Below are 14,797 nucleotides of genomic sequence, written 5' to 3'. Positions count from 1 at the left end.
TAAGAAGCAATGCAGTTGTTACGTATCGCACCGGAATCTCCGTATTTAGCCACCGTTCGCCCCTGGTACGAGGGATCATTTCCGCCCGAAGAGCGCCGGAATTTCGACCAGCTGGTTCAGTTACTCGACCTGCCCGATATGCATTTCTGCGTATTGGTCGACCAAAGCACTCCCGTCGGATTTATTAGTTACTGGCAATGGGGCGACCTGCTCTACGTAGAACACGTTGCTATCGACCCGGAAAAACGCGGACAGAAATTCGGTGAGCAGGCATTGCAGCAAGTAGTTGCGTTACAGGCAACCTGCGTCGTTCTGGAGGTCGAATTGCCGGAAGATAGTCTGAGCGTCCGTCGGGTTCAGTTCTACGAGCGACAAGGCTTTTACGTAAACGAGTTTCCGTATGTACAGCCGCCGTATCGCCTGAATGAAACAGGAATTCCCATGAAACTGCTGTCCATTCCGGCTATTCCCGATTCCGCTACGTTTCAGCAAATCAGCGATCAAATCAACGAAAACGTATATCGACGTTTCTACGATAAACCCATCGGCTGATCAGCCGAACGTAGCACACCGCCTAGTTTCAGGATCGTGAAAAAATGGTGCGCTTCGTGGAGCAGAAAAAATTCTGTCCATCCCTCCACTGTCATCGGGCCGTAGACCGGGTGTAGGCCTATTCGGGTTAGTTGTTCTTCCCGCAAAATACTCAGGAAGGCGTTCAACGTAGCGCGTTCTCCGCCCAGCCGTTCCAATAGGTCTGTAAACGAAAGGGCAGTCCAGCCGGCAAAACCAGGATCGTTATCGGCTACGTAACGACCAAATTGAGGATTTTCTTCTGTAATGATTTGCTGGATACGATCCGTAAAAACTTCCTGATAACGGCCTAAATGAGCCAGATTTTCGTGGATCGACCATTTGTCGGGTTGTGGGCGTTGCTGAATCTGGTCGGCTGTTAAACCAGATAGTAAAGGGTCAAAAGCGTCGAGTTGATTAGCCAGTCGGGCGAGAAGCGATTGTTTCATGGCTTAATGATAGGGCAATCGGGCAAAACATCCAACATCGGGAAGGGGGCAAAACTATTTTGTAAAACGTTAGTTGATTAAACGGGTAGACTAAACAAACTCAACAACTTACCCGGCACGTTATGAACTATATCAAAGCAGGTACGGATGCGTACGGCAATGACATCAAACTTTTCTATCAGGATCTGGGCAGCAGCAGTGCCCAACAAACCGTTGTTTTAATTCACGGCTGGCCACTGAGCAGTGCTATGTGGGATTACCAGTTAGCCGAGCTGCCTGCTCACGGATTACGGGTCGTTGCGTATGACCGCCGTGGGTTCGGTAAGTCGTCGCAGCCCTGGGATGGCTACGATTACGATACACTGGCTGCCGATTTAAAAGCAGTGCTTGATACCCTCGATCTGCAGAACGTAACGCTGGTCGGTTTCTCGATGGGTGGGGGCGAAGTGGCCCGTTACATGAGTCTGTACGGTGGGGCGCGTGTGTCGAAAGTAGCATTTATCAGCGCGGTTACTCCGTATATGCTCAAAACAGAAGACAATCCGGATGGCGTCGATCAGAGCGTCTTTGATGAAATCACCGAAAATCTGTTAAAAGATCGGGCCGATTTTCTACAAACGTTTGGCAAGCAGTTTTACGGCGTAAGTCTGATTAGCAAACCCGTAAGCCAGGCTCATCTCGACGGCGATTTCGCTCGTGCCTACGCGGCTTCGTATAAGGCTACGCTGGATTGCGCTAATGCGTTTGCAACGACAGATTTTCGCCAGGATCTGACACAAATTCACGTACCAGCGTTAATTATTCACGGCGATTCAGATAAAACAGTACCCATCGAATCGTCGGGCGAACTAACGGCAAACGCGTTGCCGAGCGCTCAGTACATCGTCTATGAAGGTGAGCCGCATGGGCTGTTCTTCACCCAGAAAGACCGCCTGAACGACGATCTGATTGCCTTTGTTAAAGAAGGTGTTACGGTGAATGAGCCTGTTACTACAACAACGTTTTACTAGGCTATTGTCGTAGAATAAACAATAAACTGGAAGCGGTCTTTTCCTGCATGGGAAGGGACCGTTTTTCATATACGCCGATACGTTTTTACATAACTGGATGGCGTTTGGCCGGTTATTTCTTTGAACTGGCGATTGAAGTTCGACAGGGTTTTAAAACCACTCTCAAAGCTGATCTGGGTAACGCTCAGTTTGCCTCCTAATAGCAATTTACAGGCATGACCGATACGCACTTCCGAAACAAATTCGGAAAATGTTTTATTGGCTCGGGCTTTAAAATAGCGGCAGAAGGCTGGTGGTGTCATGCCGGCCAGATCGGCAATGGTTTCCAGACTCAAATTATCGGGAAAATGCCCCAGTACGTAGTTATGTACCAGTTGCATCCGGTCGGTTTCGGTTGGCTTGACTGTATTGGTATAGCCAGGACTAGTTAGATAACTATAATCGGTTGCCCGCGACAACTCTTTCAATAAAGTTAACAGACTGATTACCCGATCAAACGAATCGGGTTGGCGAGTCATATTTTTCAGGGCGGCTTCAGCCAGTGCTCGTGTTTTACCGGTCCATTCCAAACCCTGACGGGCATGATTGAGCAGCAGACGTAGCGAGTTCATTTCCTGTTTCGCAAAGAATTCGCTACCTAGGAAATCTTCCGCAAAATAGATCACAATACCCCGCGTAGTTAAGCCTAGTTGTTTATTAAAATAAGCCTGATCGCTCCGCCATAAGTGAGGGAGATTGGGACCCAGAAAAACAAGGTCGCCGGGGCGAAATGGCTTGATTGAATCACCAATAAAGCGGGTTCCTGTTCCTTCTTCCACAAGAAATAACTGGTAATGGGGGTGGAAATGCCAGTTAGGGTCAAAGTGAGATTCGACTAATTCCTTCACGATAAAGGAGGTCGACACCGGTTCCAGATCTTTTCGGAGGGGCTGTTTCATCTAGTTTCTCTTTTTTAACGCGAATATCGGTTGTTTTTGTGGTTTTGGGTGAAAATAAAGTCAGTATTCGCTAATAAAAGCCGGGATTATCTATTCGCTACTCTTTACATTTGTTTAATTTTTTAGAGAGCTAATATGAATAAGCTAGGAATGAATATGTTCGTTTGGACGATGTCGATGGACGAAGAGCTATCGAATACGTTAGCGTTCCTAAAAACGAGCGGCTTTACTTTTGTTGAAATACCCATTAGCGACACCAATCTTCCAAAGTGGGAGCGGATTGGTCAGCAATTGGCAGAAATCGGTCTGGAGGTACAGGCCTGTACGCTTTGCGGCCCGGAACACAGCCTGATCAGTACTGATCCAGCCGTTCGTCGGGCTGGCATCGACAACCTGAAAAAAATCCTCGATTGCGCGGCTCTGGCTGGGGCTACTATTCTGATGGGGCCATTTTACGCCGGTTTTAAAGTGTTCACCGGCCGACCAGCTACGGCTCAGGAGTGGGCGTGGTCGGTGGAGGGCATGCGTGAAGTAGCCGAGTACGCTCAGACGAAAGATATTGTACTGGCTATCGAATACCTGAACCGGTTTGAAACGTATCTGTTGACCTGTGCCGATGAACTGGTCCGTTACGTTGAAGCCGTCGATCACCCCAATTGTCGGGCCGCGTTCGATACGTTCCATGCCAATATGGAAGAGAAGAATATTGGTGACGCCATTCGTAAGGTCGCTCCCTATTTGGTTCATGTACAGATTTCGGAAAATGACCGATCGACTCCCGGCAAGGGCCATATCAATCTGGGCGAAGTGTTCAGCGTATTGCAGGAGGTAAACTATGAAGGCCCCATTGCCATCGAAGCGTTCGGGCCTAACCCGCCTGAACTGGCTGCGGCAACGCATATCTTCCGGCCTATGTTCGAATCGCCTGAACAACTGGCGGTTGATGGTTTAGCATACATACAAAGTAAACTGACTGCGCCAACGCCAACGAGCGTTCTGGCTTAAGTTGTTTTACGAATTCAATTGCTCTTATTCCTTTTATTTTATGAAACTTAATATTGCCATTGTTGGCCTTGGCTTTGGGGCCGAATTTATTCCGATCTATCAGCGGCATCCTCATGCAAACATGTATGCCATTTGCCAGCGTAACGTCGAAAAACTGAATGAAATCGGCGATGCTTATGGGATCGAAAAACGGTATAGTAACTACGATGAGTTGTTAGCCGATCCGGACATCGACGCGGTACACATTAACTCCCCAATTCCAAATCATGCCGAGCAGAGTATCAAAGCATTACGTGCCGGTAAACACGTAGCCTGTACGGTGCCGATGGCAACCAGTGTAGAGGATTGCATGGCGATCGTGCAGGCCACCAAAGAGAGTGGTAAGAAATACATGATGATGGAAACGGTGGTATACAGCCGCGAGTTTCTGTTTGTGAAGGAGTTATATGAAAAAGGTGAATTAGGAAAAGTGCAGTTTCTGAAAGCCAGCCATCAGCAGGACATGGACGGCTGGCCTGACTATTGGCCGGGTTTGCCGCCGATGCACTACGCGACGCACTGCGTTGGCCCGGTGGCCGGTTTGCTGAAACTGGAAGCTGATTATGTATCCTGCTTCGGTTCCGGGACAATCCGGGAAGAGTTGGCCAAGATTCATAACTCACCGTTTGCAGTTGAGTCAGCGCACATTAAGTTTAAGAACAGCGATCTGTCGGCCTACGTATATCGGTCACTGTTCGACGTAGCACGGCAATACCGTGAAAGTTTTGAAGTATACGGCGACAAAAAATCGTTCGAATGGCAGTTGATCGAAGAGGAGCAGCCCGTTATTCATACCGCCAAAAAGCCCGAGCCGGAGATTCCTGAAAAAGTGACGGTTCCTGACTTTGCCCATCTGCTGCCAGAGCCGATTCAGCGATTTACGACCAAAGGCGTGTACGATGCGGATGAAACGCAACACTTGTCGTTTACACAAGGTGGCGGACACGGTGGATCACACCCGCACATGGTCCACGAATTCGTATCGGCCATTATCGAAGATCGGGACCCTTTCCCGAATGCAGCTCAGTCGGCAAACTGGACTAGTGTAGGTATTCTGGCGCACGAATCGGCCCTTCAGGGTGGACAACTGATTAAGTTGCCGGATTTTACGAACGTATAATCGATAGCGAATAGAGAAGAATGATCTTTAAAAAAACTAGCCTATGTTAATCAGGCACTCGAAACTTTTGCTGGCAGCAGCGGTATTAGGCATACTCACTCAGTGTGCGCGTCAGTCGGCTCCGCAAACATCCGTTCGCGAATCGGTTAGCAAACCGCGTCGAACCGAAATTCTGTTTCTGGGCGATAATGGCCACCATAAGCCCATTGAACGTGTGCCGCAACTCATGGCTGCGTTAGGGAATAAAGGGATCAATATCACCTATACCGATAAGCTGGAGGATTTGAACCCCGATAATCTGAACAAATACGATGGGCTGCTGATTTTTGCGAACTGGGACAGTATTCCTAAACCGCAGGAAAAAGCCTTGCTCGACTACGTAGCGTCGGGCAAAGGACTTATTCCGGTGCATTGTGCGTCGTACTGTTTCCGCAACTCGGCAGAGTATGTCGATAAAGTGGTGGGCGGGCAGTTCTGGCGGCATCGGATGGACACGATCCAGACTCGTACTGTCCAGCCTAACAACCCAATCATGATGGGTTTACAGTCGTTTAAAGCCTACGACGAAACCTACCTGCATTCGCATCTTCAGGCCGACAACAACGTATTGGCCGTTCGGGATATCAAAGCCGATCAGGCAAAAGACAAGCCGGATCAAAAAGAGGAACCCTATACCTGGACGCGTCAGTACGGGAAAGGCCGGGTGTTCTATACGGCTTACGGCCACGACGAACGTACCTGGAGTCAGCCTGGTTTTCAGCAACTGCTGGAACGGGGTATTTTGTGGGCCGTAGGCGATGACGTGAAAAAGCTGCACGACGCGCTTAATCCGCAGCCGTTTGCGTATCACGAAGCAAAACTCCCGAACTACGAAAAACGTCCGGGCGCGCAGCTTCAGCAGGAACCACTGTCGCCGGAAGAGTCGATGAAGCACATTCAGGTGCCCGTTGATTTTACGCTCGATTTGTTTGCGCATGAGCCTAACGTCATGCACCCCATAGCCATGTCGTGGGACGAACGCGGTCGGTTATATGTGCTCATAACCAAAGACTATCCAAACGAACGTAAAGAGAGTGGTGGTTCTGACTACATCGTGATCTGCGAGGATACCGACAAAGACGGCAAGGCCGACAAATTCACCAATTTTGCCGAAGGGCTGAGTATTCCAACGGGGATGGCCTTTGCAAACGGTGGTCTGTACGTGTCGCAGGCACCACACATGCTCTTTTTGCAGGATACCAACGGCGATGATAAAGCCGACGTCAAGAAAATCGTGTTTACCGGATTCGGTACGTTCGATACCCATGCCGGGCCGAGCAACCTGCACTACGGATTCGACAACTGGATCTGGGGTAGCGTAGGGTATTCAGGGTTCAAAGGGAAAGTTGGGGCCGATAGTGTGAAGTTTGGTCAGGGCTTTTTTCGGTTTAAACCGGATGGTTCCAGGCTCGAATACGTAACCTCGACCTCGAACAATACGTGGGGGCTGGGCCTTACCGAAACCGGCGATATTTTCGGCTCAACGGCCAACAATTCGCATGGTTGGTACATGGCTATTCCGAACCGGTATTTTAACGGCGCTCCGCATATTCGCGAGAATGGAAGCCGTAGCACCGATACGCACAAAGACATGAAGCCGATTACGGAGAAAGTACGGCAGGTTGACGTTTTTGGTGGATTTACGGCGGCTGCGGGCCATAATTTTTACACGGCGCGGGCTTTCCCCGAGAAGTACTGGAATAAAATTGCGTTCGTGGCCGAGCCAACCGGGCACATTCTGCACCAGAACGTCATGCAGAAAAAAGGTACGGATTATGAAGACTCCGAAGGCTTTAACCTGATGGCAGGAGCCGACGAATGGTTTTCGCCGGTATTTGCCGAAGTTGGCCCGGATGGAGCTGTCTGGGTGGCCGACTGGTATAGCTTTATCATTCAGCACAATCCAACTCCGAAAGGCGCTACGAACGGCTCTGGCAACGCGTACGAAACCCCGTTACGTGATTTTACGCATGGTCGTATTTATCGGGTAGGCTACAAAAATGCACCGGCTTATGCGCAAATGGCATTGAGTAAAGACCGCCCCGACGAACTGGTGGCTGCGCTGAAAAACACCAATATGTTCTGGCGGATGACGGCTCAGCGTATCCTCATCGAACGGAATAAAAAAGACGTAGTACCGCAACTGATTGCGTTGGTTAATGATCAGTCGTTGGACCAGATCGGCAATAATCCGGCGGCTCTCCATGCACTCTGGACCCTGGAAGGTTTAGGTGCGATGGATGGGGAAGCATTACAGGCAGCAACAACGGCGTTGAAACACCCAAGCGCAGCCGTTCGTAAAGCGGCTACTCAGGTTCTGCCTAAAACGCAGGAAACGGCTACCGTTTTGCTGCAAAGTGGTTTGTTGAACGATAGAGAACCAGTCGTGGCGTTGAATACCTTACTGGCTTTATCGGAAGTGCCTCAGAGCAATGCTGTTCAACAGGCCATTCTGACCCGACTTGACAAAGCAACTGAAGTGAATGACCGCTGGTTGCCAGACGCGTTTGCGTGTGCCCTGACCGGACAGAATGGACAGTTGCTGAAAACGTATCTCAAGCAGGTTGCCCAAAATTCGTCGGCTCAGCCCAAAGCGGCTCCTGCCCATGATATGAGCACGCATGCCGACCGAGGACACGGCCCGAATGCACCAATGCCGAAAGCAACGGCAACTACCGGCGATAAACCCGATCTGGTCATTGCGGCTATCCGTACTACCCCCGAATCGCCAGCGGTACGGGAAGGGGCTAAAATCGCCATCGACGTAACCAATGCCGGAGGGGTGGCTATTCCTGAAGGAACACCGATCCCGGTATCGTTACGTATCGAAGGTCCAAAAGGGTCGGCCGATCCGGCAAAAATCGATTTTGTCAGTGTTACGCATGAAACGGGAATAAAACCTGGTGAGACGGTAACAATTACGAAGGCAAATAATGGTCCCTGGGTGGGCGATATGAACGTTACGTTCGATCGGGCCGGTCAGTATACGATTGCGGTTATGCTGGATCGGGAGAATAAAATCGCGGAAGGTAACGAGCAGAACAACAATGCGACGCATACCTTCACCTATCGGGCTCCTCAGAGTATGAGTGCTTACGTGCTGGAGCGGGCGGCCCGTAGTTATGCGTCTGTGGCACCGGTCGATTCTGTGGTTGCGTTGTTACGGCAAACCCAGAAGCTGAATGCTCCTGAGGGCGAAGCTATTGTTAAAGGGGTGTCGGAGGGCTGGAACCTCAAATCAAAAGCCAATGTCAATGAGGCCGATAAGAACTTCCTGGCTAGTCTTTCTTCGTCTGTTACGTCCGACAATCGTGAACGTTTAGGACGTTTATACGAAGCCTGGGGCATCGCGAAAAGCGAGCCGGTGGATCCGAATGTAGAAGTAGTACGGTTAAAAACGGTTCGGGAAGAAATGCGTTACGATAAGAAAGAATTTACCGTAACGGCTGGCAAACAGGTCGAACTGGTTCTGGAGAATCCCGACGCCATGCAGCATAACCTGGTAATTGGCAAGCCTAAAAGCATGGACATAATCGGAGCGGCTGCTGATAAGATGATTACGGCTAAAGATGGCGCTGAGAAAAACTACGTACCGAGCATTTCGCAGGTTATTGTAGCCACTCCGCTGGTTAACCCCGACCAAACCTACCGGCTGAAGTTTACAGCTCCCGCTACGCCCGGCGATTATCCGTTTGTGTGTACGTTCCCTGGCCACTGGCGGATTATGAATGGCGTTATGAAAGTAACGAAAGCCGGAGTCTCCGTTAGCGCTAAATAACCGGGCAGAACTAGCTGAGCTTTAACGCAGCAAATAGTCAACGAAAAAGCCGCTTGCCAGTATGGCAAGCGGCTTTTTCGTTGAGAATAGTTTACTAATTGGACGTTGTTTTCCTGGTATGCAGCGATGCCGCGGAGGTTGTTAGAAGCGAGGTTGGCGGAACATGAATAATGAACTCACTGCCTTTCCCTAATTCGCTTTTAACCCATATAGTCCATTTGTGGGCCTGAATAATACGTTGTACATAACTTAAGCCCAAACCAAATCCTTTAACACTGGGTTGGTTGCGGGCATGGACCCGAAAAAATGGCTGAAAAATATGCGGTAAAAGTTTCGGAGCGATTCCGACTCCCCGGTCTCGTACGGTAATGGTCAGGCCATCAGCGTTGGTTTTGGTAAGTACGGTTATCTCGGGTTTTTCTGTACTATATTTTATTGCGTTGTCCAGCAGATTATGTAATACGTTGGTCAAATGCAGCCGGTCGGCCAGAATATGGGGATCATTACCCACCAGGCTCAGGCCCAGATAGTCGCCATGTCGTTCGGCAACGGAATGGAGAAGCTGGTGAATGAAGACGGGCTCTGGATTGAGAATAAGCGTATTTCGATCAGCACGGGCCAGGGTTAGCATGGTTTCGACCTGATGCTGAAGACGTTCCGTTTCTTCCCGGATAATCCGAACGTATTTATCCGTACGTTCGGGTTGATTACGGGCAATGGGTGAGTCCAGAATGTCGGCCGCCATTCGAATAGCGGATATGGGCGTCTGAAATTCGTGGACAATGGAGTGTAGTACGTCGGTTTGCACAACAGAATGCTGGCGTCGACGTAGCATCCACCAGAGTGAAAAGCCTAAGAGGACCTGCGAGCCACAGGCTAGAACAAACAGAGCTAGCCAACGCAACGAAGAGGGTGAATTCGTAGCGTTCGAAACGGATGACCAGTTACTATAAATCAAGCCTGCTGTAATGATTGACAGTAGTAGGGCACCAATAAAAAGAGGAGAAACTCTAGAACGGGGTAGCATAACACCGTCTGGTAAAAGTTAGCAAAGAAACTCGATCTAATAAGTGCTAATGGACGCGGCTCTTATGTAAATGTCACAAAAAAATAAGTATAAAAACAATAGTTGATAGTAAAAAAGCCCGCATAAAGCGGGCTCTAACAAAAAATAGTGTACAATTCGTCTTATTACGCGTTGGTATCTGTACTCTCAGCCGGTGTTGCTGGAGCCGGTGATGGCTTCGGCGTAGTTTTGCGGGCGGGAGTTGCTGGTTTAGGAGTCGTTGCTTTTTTTGCCGCAGGGCGGGGGGCAGGTTTTGGAGCAGACGTAGCCACCACCGGATCACTAACTGTATCTGCAATTTTATTAGCTGCGCGTTTAGCGTTCTTCTCTGCTTTTTCGGCGTTCTTCTTGGCTTTCGCTAAATCTTTCTTGGCTTTTTTCTCGACTTTTTTCGCTGGTTTCTCTTTCTTTTTCTCGGTCTTATCGATGAGTTTAGCGAGTTTCTTAGCTAACTTGTCGGCCGATTTTTCAATCGACTTTTTCATTTTTTTTGTTGCCTCGCCAGCTTCGCTAAGCTTCGCTTCAATTGAACTGACAATATCAGCGGCCAGTGACTTATGCTTGGATTTTGCGGTTTTGTTTGCCATTGTTTGGTAGGAAAAAATTTACAAATAAATACGAATAAAACGGGAGAATCAAAAGTCGAATGTTAAGTTTTTGTTATCTTTTTTGTAGAAAATCCCAGCATACAATTCCCGCTGTAACAGAAATATTAAGAGAGTGCTTCGTGCCAAACTGAGGGATTTCTACGACTAAATCTGCTTGCTGAATAACGGCATCGCAAACGCCTGTCACCTCGTTACCCAACACAAAAGCGTATGATTTGTTTGGCTCTGGTTTAAAATCTGATAAGGACGTACTGCCTTCAGCCTGTTCAATGGCTGCTACTATCCAGCCTTCCGATTGCAATTGATTAACCAGCGAAGTTACGTCGCTTACGTACTCCCAGTCGACTGATTCAGTGGCTCCCAAAGCCGTTTTAGTAATGTCGCGGTGAGGAGGCTGGCCCGTAATACCGCAGAGAAATAATTTAGACGCTCTGAAGGCATCGGCTGTGCGGAAAACTGACCCCACGTTATTCAGGCTACGTATATCGTCCAGAATTAAGCAATAAGGAAATTTTTCGGATTCTTTAAAAGCGTCGACGGAAAGACGATTTAGTTCGTCTAGTGATAGTTTGCGAGGTTGCATAAATAAGCGTTACTGGAACAGGTTTGCAAAATACGGAAGAAGCTACGAATAGTTGGCTGCACTACGTAGCGTTAGACCGTCAAGCCATTGCGCTTCGAGCGGTTTGAGATAGTACCGTACAATCAAGAAGAGCAACATTGAGGAATAATTTTTCAGTATATTTTTAAAAAATAAATCCGTTAACTTTTCGCCAAAATCGTTAACGAATTACATATGCCTTTTTTAGTACTTGACCTTGAAATGACTGGCCCTGAACCAGATTATAATGAAATTATTCAGATTGGGGCGGTTTTGTTTGATGATAACTGGGTAGAGAAAGGACAGTATCTGACCAATGTATATCCGGAAAATGAAGATGCGTTTTCGTCTCATTCCGAAAAAATTCATAATCTGTCGCTTGCCGATCTGGAAGATGCGCCCATGATTTACGATGTGTTGCCCGAAATGGAGGAGTGGGTTTGCCAGCAGCTTGGCATTCGTGTCCCCAAAGGTCAACTGGATCGGACGCCCTATCTGCGGGATGTGATTATCTGTGGGCAGAGTGTGATTAATGATATTAACTTTCTGAAAGAAGCCTATCGATACGAAAAACAGAAATGGCCTTATTCGCGCGTGCTGCTTGATTTGCACACACTAGCTTATTTTACATTCCGGGTTCTAAAAGCAAATGGTAAAAAAGCTCCCGATCGGTTAAGCCTAACCGCCATTGCCAGTTATTTTGGATTTGCCCGCGAAGATGGGTTTCATAATGCGCTGGAAGATTCTATTCTGACCGCAAAATGCCTGGCTGAAGTGTTTAAACTAGCCGATCAGATGAAACTAGCTCTTTAATCTGGATCGCTGCCGGTTTAGGAGCCACCAGCCACCAGTGCCGGTTATGATCACAAGCATCAAGATTAGACCCCAGACCGTAGGGGTAGTGCGTGCCAGCGGCTCGGTACTGCCAACGATGATCAGACCCGCCCAGTAATTCGGTAATTGATTGGCACCATCAGCTTTTTTGAGCCAGTCCTGTTTGGCGCGTTGCAAGGCTAAATCTTTGGGTAAACCTTGATCGAGATATTGGTAGAAAAAATCGGTGAGTTGATACGTAGCCTGATTCTGTACGTTCCAGAGCGTAGTGAGGATACTGGGAACACCCAGTGCCGAAAACCCTCTGGCCAGGCTAAAAACTCCTTCGCCAATCTGATACGTACCAATTCCTGTTTTACAGGCTGCCAGTGCTACCAGTTGGGCATTGGGCAGGGCGCCGTCGCCAAGCTCAGACAGTTGAAGCGTTGAATCTGCAAAATACAGTACGGGTTCCTGATCGGTACTGTCGGCATTGGCGTGGGTGAAAAGCAGAATAATGGAATGATTGGCGACGTCTCGCTGAAAGGCCTGTCGGGTGGCTGCTGTATGAGTCAGTACGGTTGGCGACGTAAACCGATTCGCAATAGACCGTAGCGCTACGTCGGAACCGGATAGCATAACCTGACCGGAAGCCGGTGCGAATTCGACTGGTGCTACGCCCATAAAATCGATAGGGCGGAAGCTAGGCAGTCGATTTCCTTTAGGCTTATTTTTAAGGAGCAGTGTGGCCGAGTAGGCATAGCTAAACGCATAGTCGTTCAGGGCGTAGTCGGGCTGGTTTGCCGATCGGCTCAGGGCATCGAATGGTATGAAAAAGCCGTCGGGAGCAACAGCGATACGTCCTTGGGGTAAAGCCAGGGGAGCCAGTAACAGCCGGTAAAGCTGATTGCTAACGGATAAAAACGTGTTGAATTTAGTTCGTTTGCTCAGTTGATCTGGGTTGCCAAGGAGTTGGGCAAACGGACGTAGTGCCTGTTTGTAGTCTCCGACAGCGTACTTTCGAAGCATGGCTTTGTCGGCTGTAATGCCCATGACGTAGAGCGAACTATCGCCAACAAAGTACGTAACAAACGAGCTTTCCTGCTTTTTTAACGACTGTTGTAAATCCGTAAAGGAAACGGTCTGGTTGTCGTATTTATACCGGTAATACGTAGGATTCGAGGATTCAAGTTCTTTTAAAAATGTATCCAGACTATCCTGTCTGGCGAGAAATTCGGCCTGAACCTGCGCGTATTGGCTGCTATCGGGCGATAGGTCAGCTAATTTATTCTGATGATTGGTAACGGCTTCCCGTAAACGCTGTTCCTGGGCAGCGAGCTGTGGTGACAGTTGCTGACGGGCACCTAATTCGTTGAGCTTATCGGCCAACAGAACCGCCCGACTTTTTTCGAGGAAGTGAAAAGCCTGTTTGGCATCATTGAGGAGGTAACAGGTTTCAATGGCCCGCTCGTACATCGATCGGGTTTTCTGTCGCCAATAGAGTTTCGATTGCTGACCCGTATGATCCCAGCGCATGAAATCGATCATCTGATCGGCAACCTCATACGTAGAGAGCGCCTGTTGCAGTCGATTTTGGTTATTGGTGGCTTTGGCATAATCGAGCCACGTATCGGCTTTGTCCTGAATGAGGGTAAGGAGAAATTCTTTACGTAATGCGTTTCTAATACTTTGCGGAGCCGGATTTTGGTTGATTTCTCTTTTATTAAAGCCGATCGGTATGGCTAGCAGCCCCTGTTGGTACGTTTGCAAAGCCTTATCAAACTCTCCTGTCTGCCACCAGCAAGCGGCCAAATTATCGAAGAGCCTGGCTCGGCTATAGCGGTTTTTTTGTATGGCTAATGCCTGCTGGTACTGTTTTATGGCCTGTTGATAGGCTTTCTGCATATAGAAGAGAAAACCTAGATTTGTGAGAACAAAAGCTTCCTGTGACGAATCGTTTGCTGACCGGTAATGCGAGGCCGCCATCTGATAAGCACGAATTGCAGCAGCAGGTTGATTCAGACGGCTCTGAATATCTGCCAGTATCAGATAATACTGGCCCAAATTGGTAATATGTGCCTGTTGAGCCACTCGAATCATTTCAAGTGCAGTGGCTGCTCCCTCCGTGTAGCGGCCCAAAGCATATAAAGCATTTGTTTTTTCCCGTAAAAGGGGAGCCAGTAAGGCTTCGTCTGGTTGTTTACGGGTTATGTCTATGCCTGTTTCTACGTAGGCCAGAGCCTGCTGATAATCGCCTTGCGAGTAACTTAGATAAGCCAGATTAATATAGGATAGCACTCCCCATTTACGAGTGTCTGTATGACGTACCGAATACTCTAAGGCTTTCAGGAAGGCTGCTTTGGCTTGAGCTGGGTTATTATCAAATAAGTAGGTTGTACCCAGTAGATAATTGGCCTGAGGGATTAGTTTTTGAGACGTAGCATTGAGATTGGCTAGCTGAATAGCCTGTTGATAATACTGATTAGCAACCTTGTAATTGGCTTGCTTCCGTAAATAATCGCCGGTTAAGATCGTCAGACGTACCAGAGACGAGTCGGTAGGGAGCCGACAGTCCTGCCAACGTTTTCGCAGCGCTAGTGCATACTGACTGCCCTGAAGAGGAGTCAGGGCTGTATTTGATCGAAATCGCAGAAAGTCGTCCCGTACCGATGAGCATTGGGCATGTGCTTTTACCGAAACCAACGCATGGCTAACGATTAAGACCCATAACCAACTCTTAGCTCGCATATGTTTTTCAGAG

The 14,797-nt window shown here is 48.6% G+C and carries 12 protein-coding genes; 6 read left to right on the top strand and 6 right to left on the bottom strand.

Annotated features, from left to right (window positions below):
• The first annotated feature begins 9 nt into the window (after positions 1-9).
• Positions 10-552 carry a GNAT family N-acetyltransferase gene (locus GK108_RS15260; RefSeq protein WP_163949926.1) on the top strand — a complete coding sequence of 181 codons (543 nt, stop codon included), beginning with the start codon at positions 10-12 and terminating at the stop codon, positions 550-552.
• Here GK108_RS15260 and GK108_RS15255 read toward each other — a convergent pair.
• Positions 531-1,019 (bottom strand): DinB family protein, encoded by a 489-nt coding sequence (locus GK108_RS15255; protein WP_163949923.1) that lies wholly within the window; start codon positions 1,017-1,019, stop codon positions 531-533. The two genes, GK108_RS15260 and GK108_RS15255, sit on opposite strands and share 22 nt — an antisense overlap.
• 122 nt (positions 1,020-1,141) lie before the next feature.
• On the opposite strand from GK108_RS15255, the gene GK108_RS15250 reads away from it, so the two are divergent.
• Positions 1,142-2,029 carry an alpha/beta fold hydrolase gene (locus GK108_RS15250; protein ID WP_163949919.1) on the top strand — a complete coding sequence of 296 codons (888 nt, stop codon included), beginning with the start codon at positions 1,142-1,144 and terminating at the stop codon, positions 2,027-2,029.
• 65 nt (positions 2,030-2,094) lie between these two features.
• Here GK108_RS15250 and GK108_RS15245 read toward each other — a convergent pair whose 3' ends face one another.
• Complete coding sequence (locus tag GK108_RS15245; RefSeq protein ID WP_163949916.1) at positions 2,095-2,967, bottom strand: AraC family transcriptional regulator; 873 nt, start codon at positions 2,965-2,967, stop codon at positions 2,095-2,097.
• 135 nt (positions 2,968-3,102) lie between these two features.
• Between GK108_RS15245 and GK108_RS15240 the strand changes: the two genes are divergently transcribed.
• The 3 genes from GK108_RS15240 to GK108_RS15230 are packed head-to-tail and all read left to right on the top strand — an operon-like array spanning position 3,103 to position 8,948.
• Positions 3,103-3,972: a sugar phosphate isomerase/epimerase family protein gene (locus GK108_RS15240; protein ID WP_170305399.1), complete on the top strand. Its 870-nt coding sequence runs from the start codon at positions 3,103-3,105 to the stop codon at positions 3,970-3,972.
• A gap of 40 nt (positions 3,973-4,012) precedes the next feature.
• On the top strand, positions 4,013-5,131 hold the full coding sequence (locus tag GK108_RS15235; RefSeq protein WP_163949913.1) for a Gfo/Idh/MocA family protein: 1,119 nt from the start codon (positions 4,013-4,015) through the stop codon (positions 5,129-5,131).
• 43 nt (positions 5,132-5,174) lie between these two features.
• Positions 5,175-8,948 carry a PVC-type heme-binding CxxCH protein gene (locus tag GK108_RS15230; protein ID WP_163949910.1) on the top strand — a complete coding sequence of 1,258 codons (3,774 nt, stop codon included), beginning with the start codon at positions 5,175-5,177 and terminating at the stop codon, positions 8,946-8,948.
• Positions 8,949-9,042: 94 nt separating this feature from the next.
• Here the strand turns inward: GK108_RS15230 and GK108_RS15225 are convergent, their stop codons facing one another.
• The 3 genes from GK108_RS15225 to GK108_RS15215 form a co-directional block, all read right to left on the bottom strand.
• Positions 9,043-9,975 carry a sensor histidine kinase gene (locus tag GK108_RS15225; RefSeq protein WP_163949907.1) on the bottom strand — a complete coding sequence of 311 codons (933 nt, stop codon included), beginning with the start codon at positions 9,973-9,975 and terminating at the stop codon, positions 9,043-9,045.
• A gap of 164 nt (positions 9,976-10,139) precedes the next feature.
• Positions 10,140-10,601: a hypothetical protein gene (locus tag GK108_RS15220; protein ID WP_163949904.1), complete on the bottom strand. Its 462-nt coding sequence runs from the start codon at positions 10,599-10,601 to the stop codon at positions 10,140-10,142.
• A gap of 73 nt (positions 10,602-10,674) precedes the next feature.
• Complete coding sequence (locus GK108_RS15215; protein WP_163949901.1) at positions 10,675-11,205, bottom strand: RNA methyltransferase; 531 nt, start codon at positions 11,203-11,205, stop codon at positions 10,675-10,677.
• 213 nt (positions 11,206-11,418) lie between these two features.
• Between GK108_RS15215 and GK108_RS15210 the strand changes: the two genes are divergently transcribed.
• Entirely contained in the window at positions 11,419-12,036 is a 618-nt protein-coding gene (locus GK108_RS15210; protein ID WP_163949896.1) for a 3'-5' exonuclease, read from the top strand.
• Here the strand turns inward: GK108_RS15210 and GK108_RS15205 are convergent.
• On the bottom strand, positions 12,025-14,784 hold the full coding sequence (locus tag GK108_RS15205; protein ID WP_163949893.1) for a CHAT domain-containing protein: 2,760 nt from the start codon (positions 14,782-14,784) through the stop codon (positions 12,025-12,027). The two genes, GK108_RS15210 and GK108_RS15205, sit on opposite strands and share 12 nt — an antisense overlap.
• Between the last annotated feature and the right edge of the window lie 13 nt (positions 14,785-14,797).

Source organism: Spirosoma terrae, assembly GCF_010435915.1.
GTDB lineage: Bacteria > Bacteroidota > Bacteroidia > Cytophagales > Spirosomataceae > Spirosoma > Spirosoma terrae.
The sequence above is the reverse complement of the archived record's forward strand: the minus strand, read 5'-3'. Positions and strand labels throughout refer to the sequence as shown.

Coding starts and splice junctions, on each gene's coding strand:
- GK108_RS15225 (WP_163949907.1), bottom strand. CDS start 9,975: ATGCTACCCCGTTCTAGAGTTTCTCCTCTTTTTATTGGTGCCCTACTA.
- GK108_RS15235 (WP_163949913.1), top strand. CDS start 4,013: ATGAAACTTAATATTGCCATTGTTGGCCTTGGCTTTGGGGCCGAATTT.
- GK108_RS15245 (WP_163949916.1), bottom strand. CDS start 2,967: ATGAAACAGCCCCTCCGAAAAGATCTGGAACCGGTGTCGACCTCCTTT.
- GK108_RS15255 (WP_163949923.1), bottom strand. CDS start 1,019: ATGAAACAATCGCTTCTCGCCCGACTGGCTAATCAACTCGACGCTTTT.
- GK108_RS15260 (WP_163949926.1), top strand. CDS start 10: ATGCAGTTGTTACGTATCGCACCGGAATCTCCGTATTTAGCCACCGTT.
- GK108_RS15205 (WP_163949893.1), bottom strand. CDS start 14,784: ATGCGAGCTAAGAGTTGGTTATGGGTCTTAATCGTTAGCCATGCGTTG.
- GK108_RS15240 (WP_170305399.1), top strand. CDS start 3,103: ATGAATAAGCTAGGAATGAATATGTTCGTTTGGACGATGTCGATGGAC.
- GK108_RS15250 (WP_163949919.1), top strand. CDS start 1,142: ATGAACTATATCAAAGCAGGTACGGATGCGTACGGCAATGACATCAAA.
- GK108_RS15215 (WP_163949901.1), bottom strand. CDS start 11,205: ATGCAACCTCGCAAACTATCACTAGACGAACTAAATCGTCTTTCCGTC.
- GK108_RS15230 (WP_163949910.1), top strand. CDS start 5,175: ATGTTAATCAGGCACTCGAAACTTTTGCTGGCAGCAGCGGTATTAGGC.
- GK108_RS15220 (WP_163949904.1), bottom strand. CDS start 10,601: ATGGCAAACAAAACCGCAAAATCCAAGCATAAGTCACTGGCCGCTGAT.
- GK108_RS15210 (WP_163949896.1), top strand. CDS start 11,419: ATGCCTTTTTTAGTACTTGACCTTGAAATGACTGGCCCTGAACCAGAT.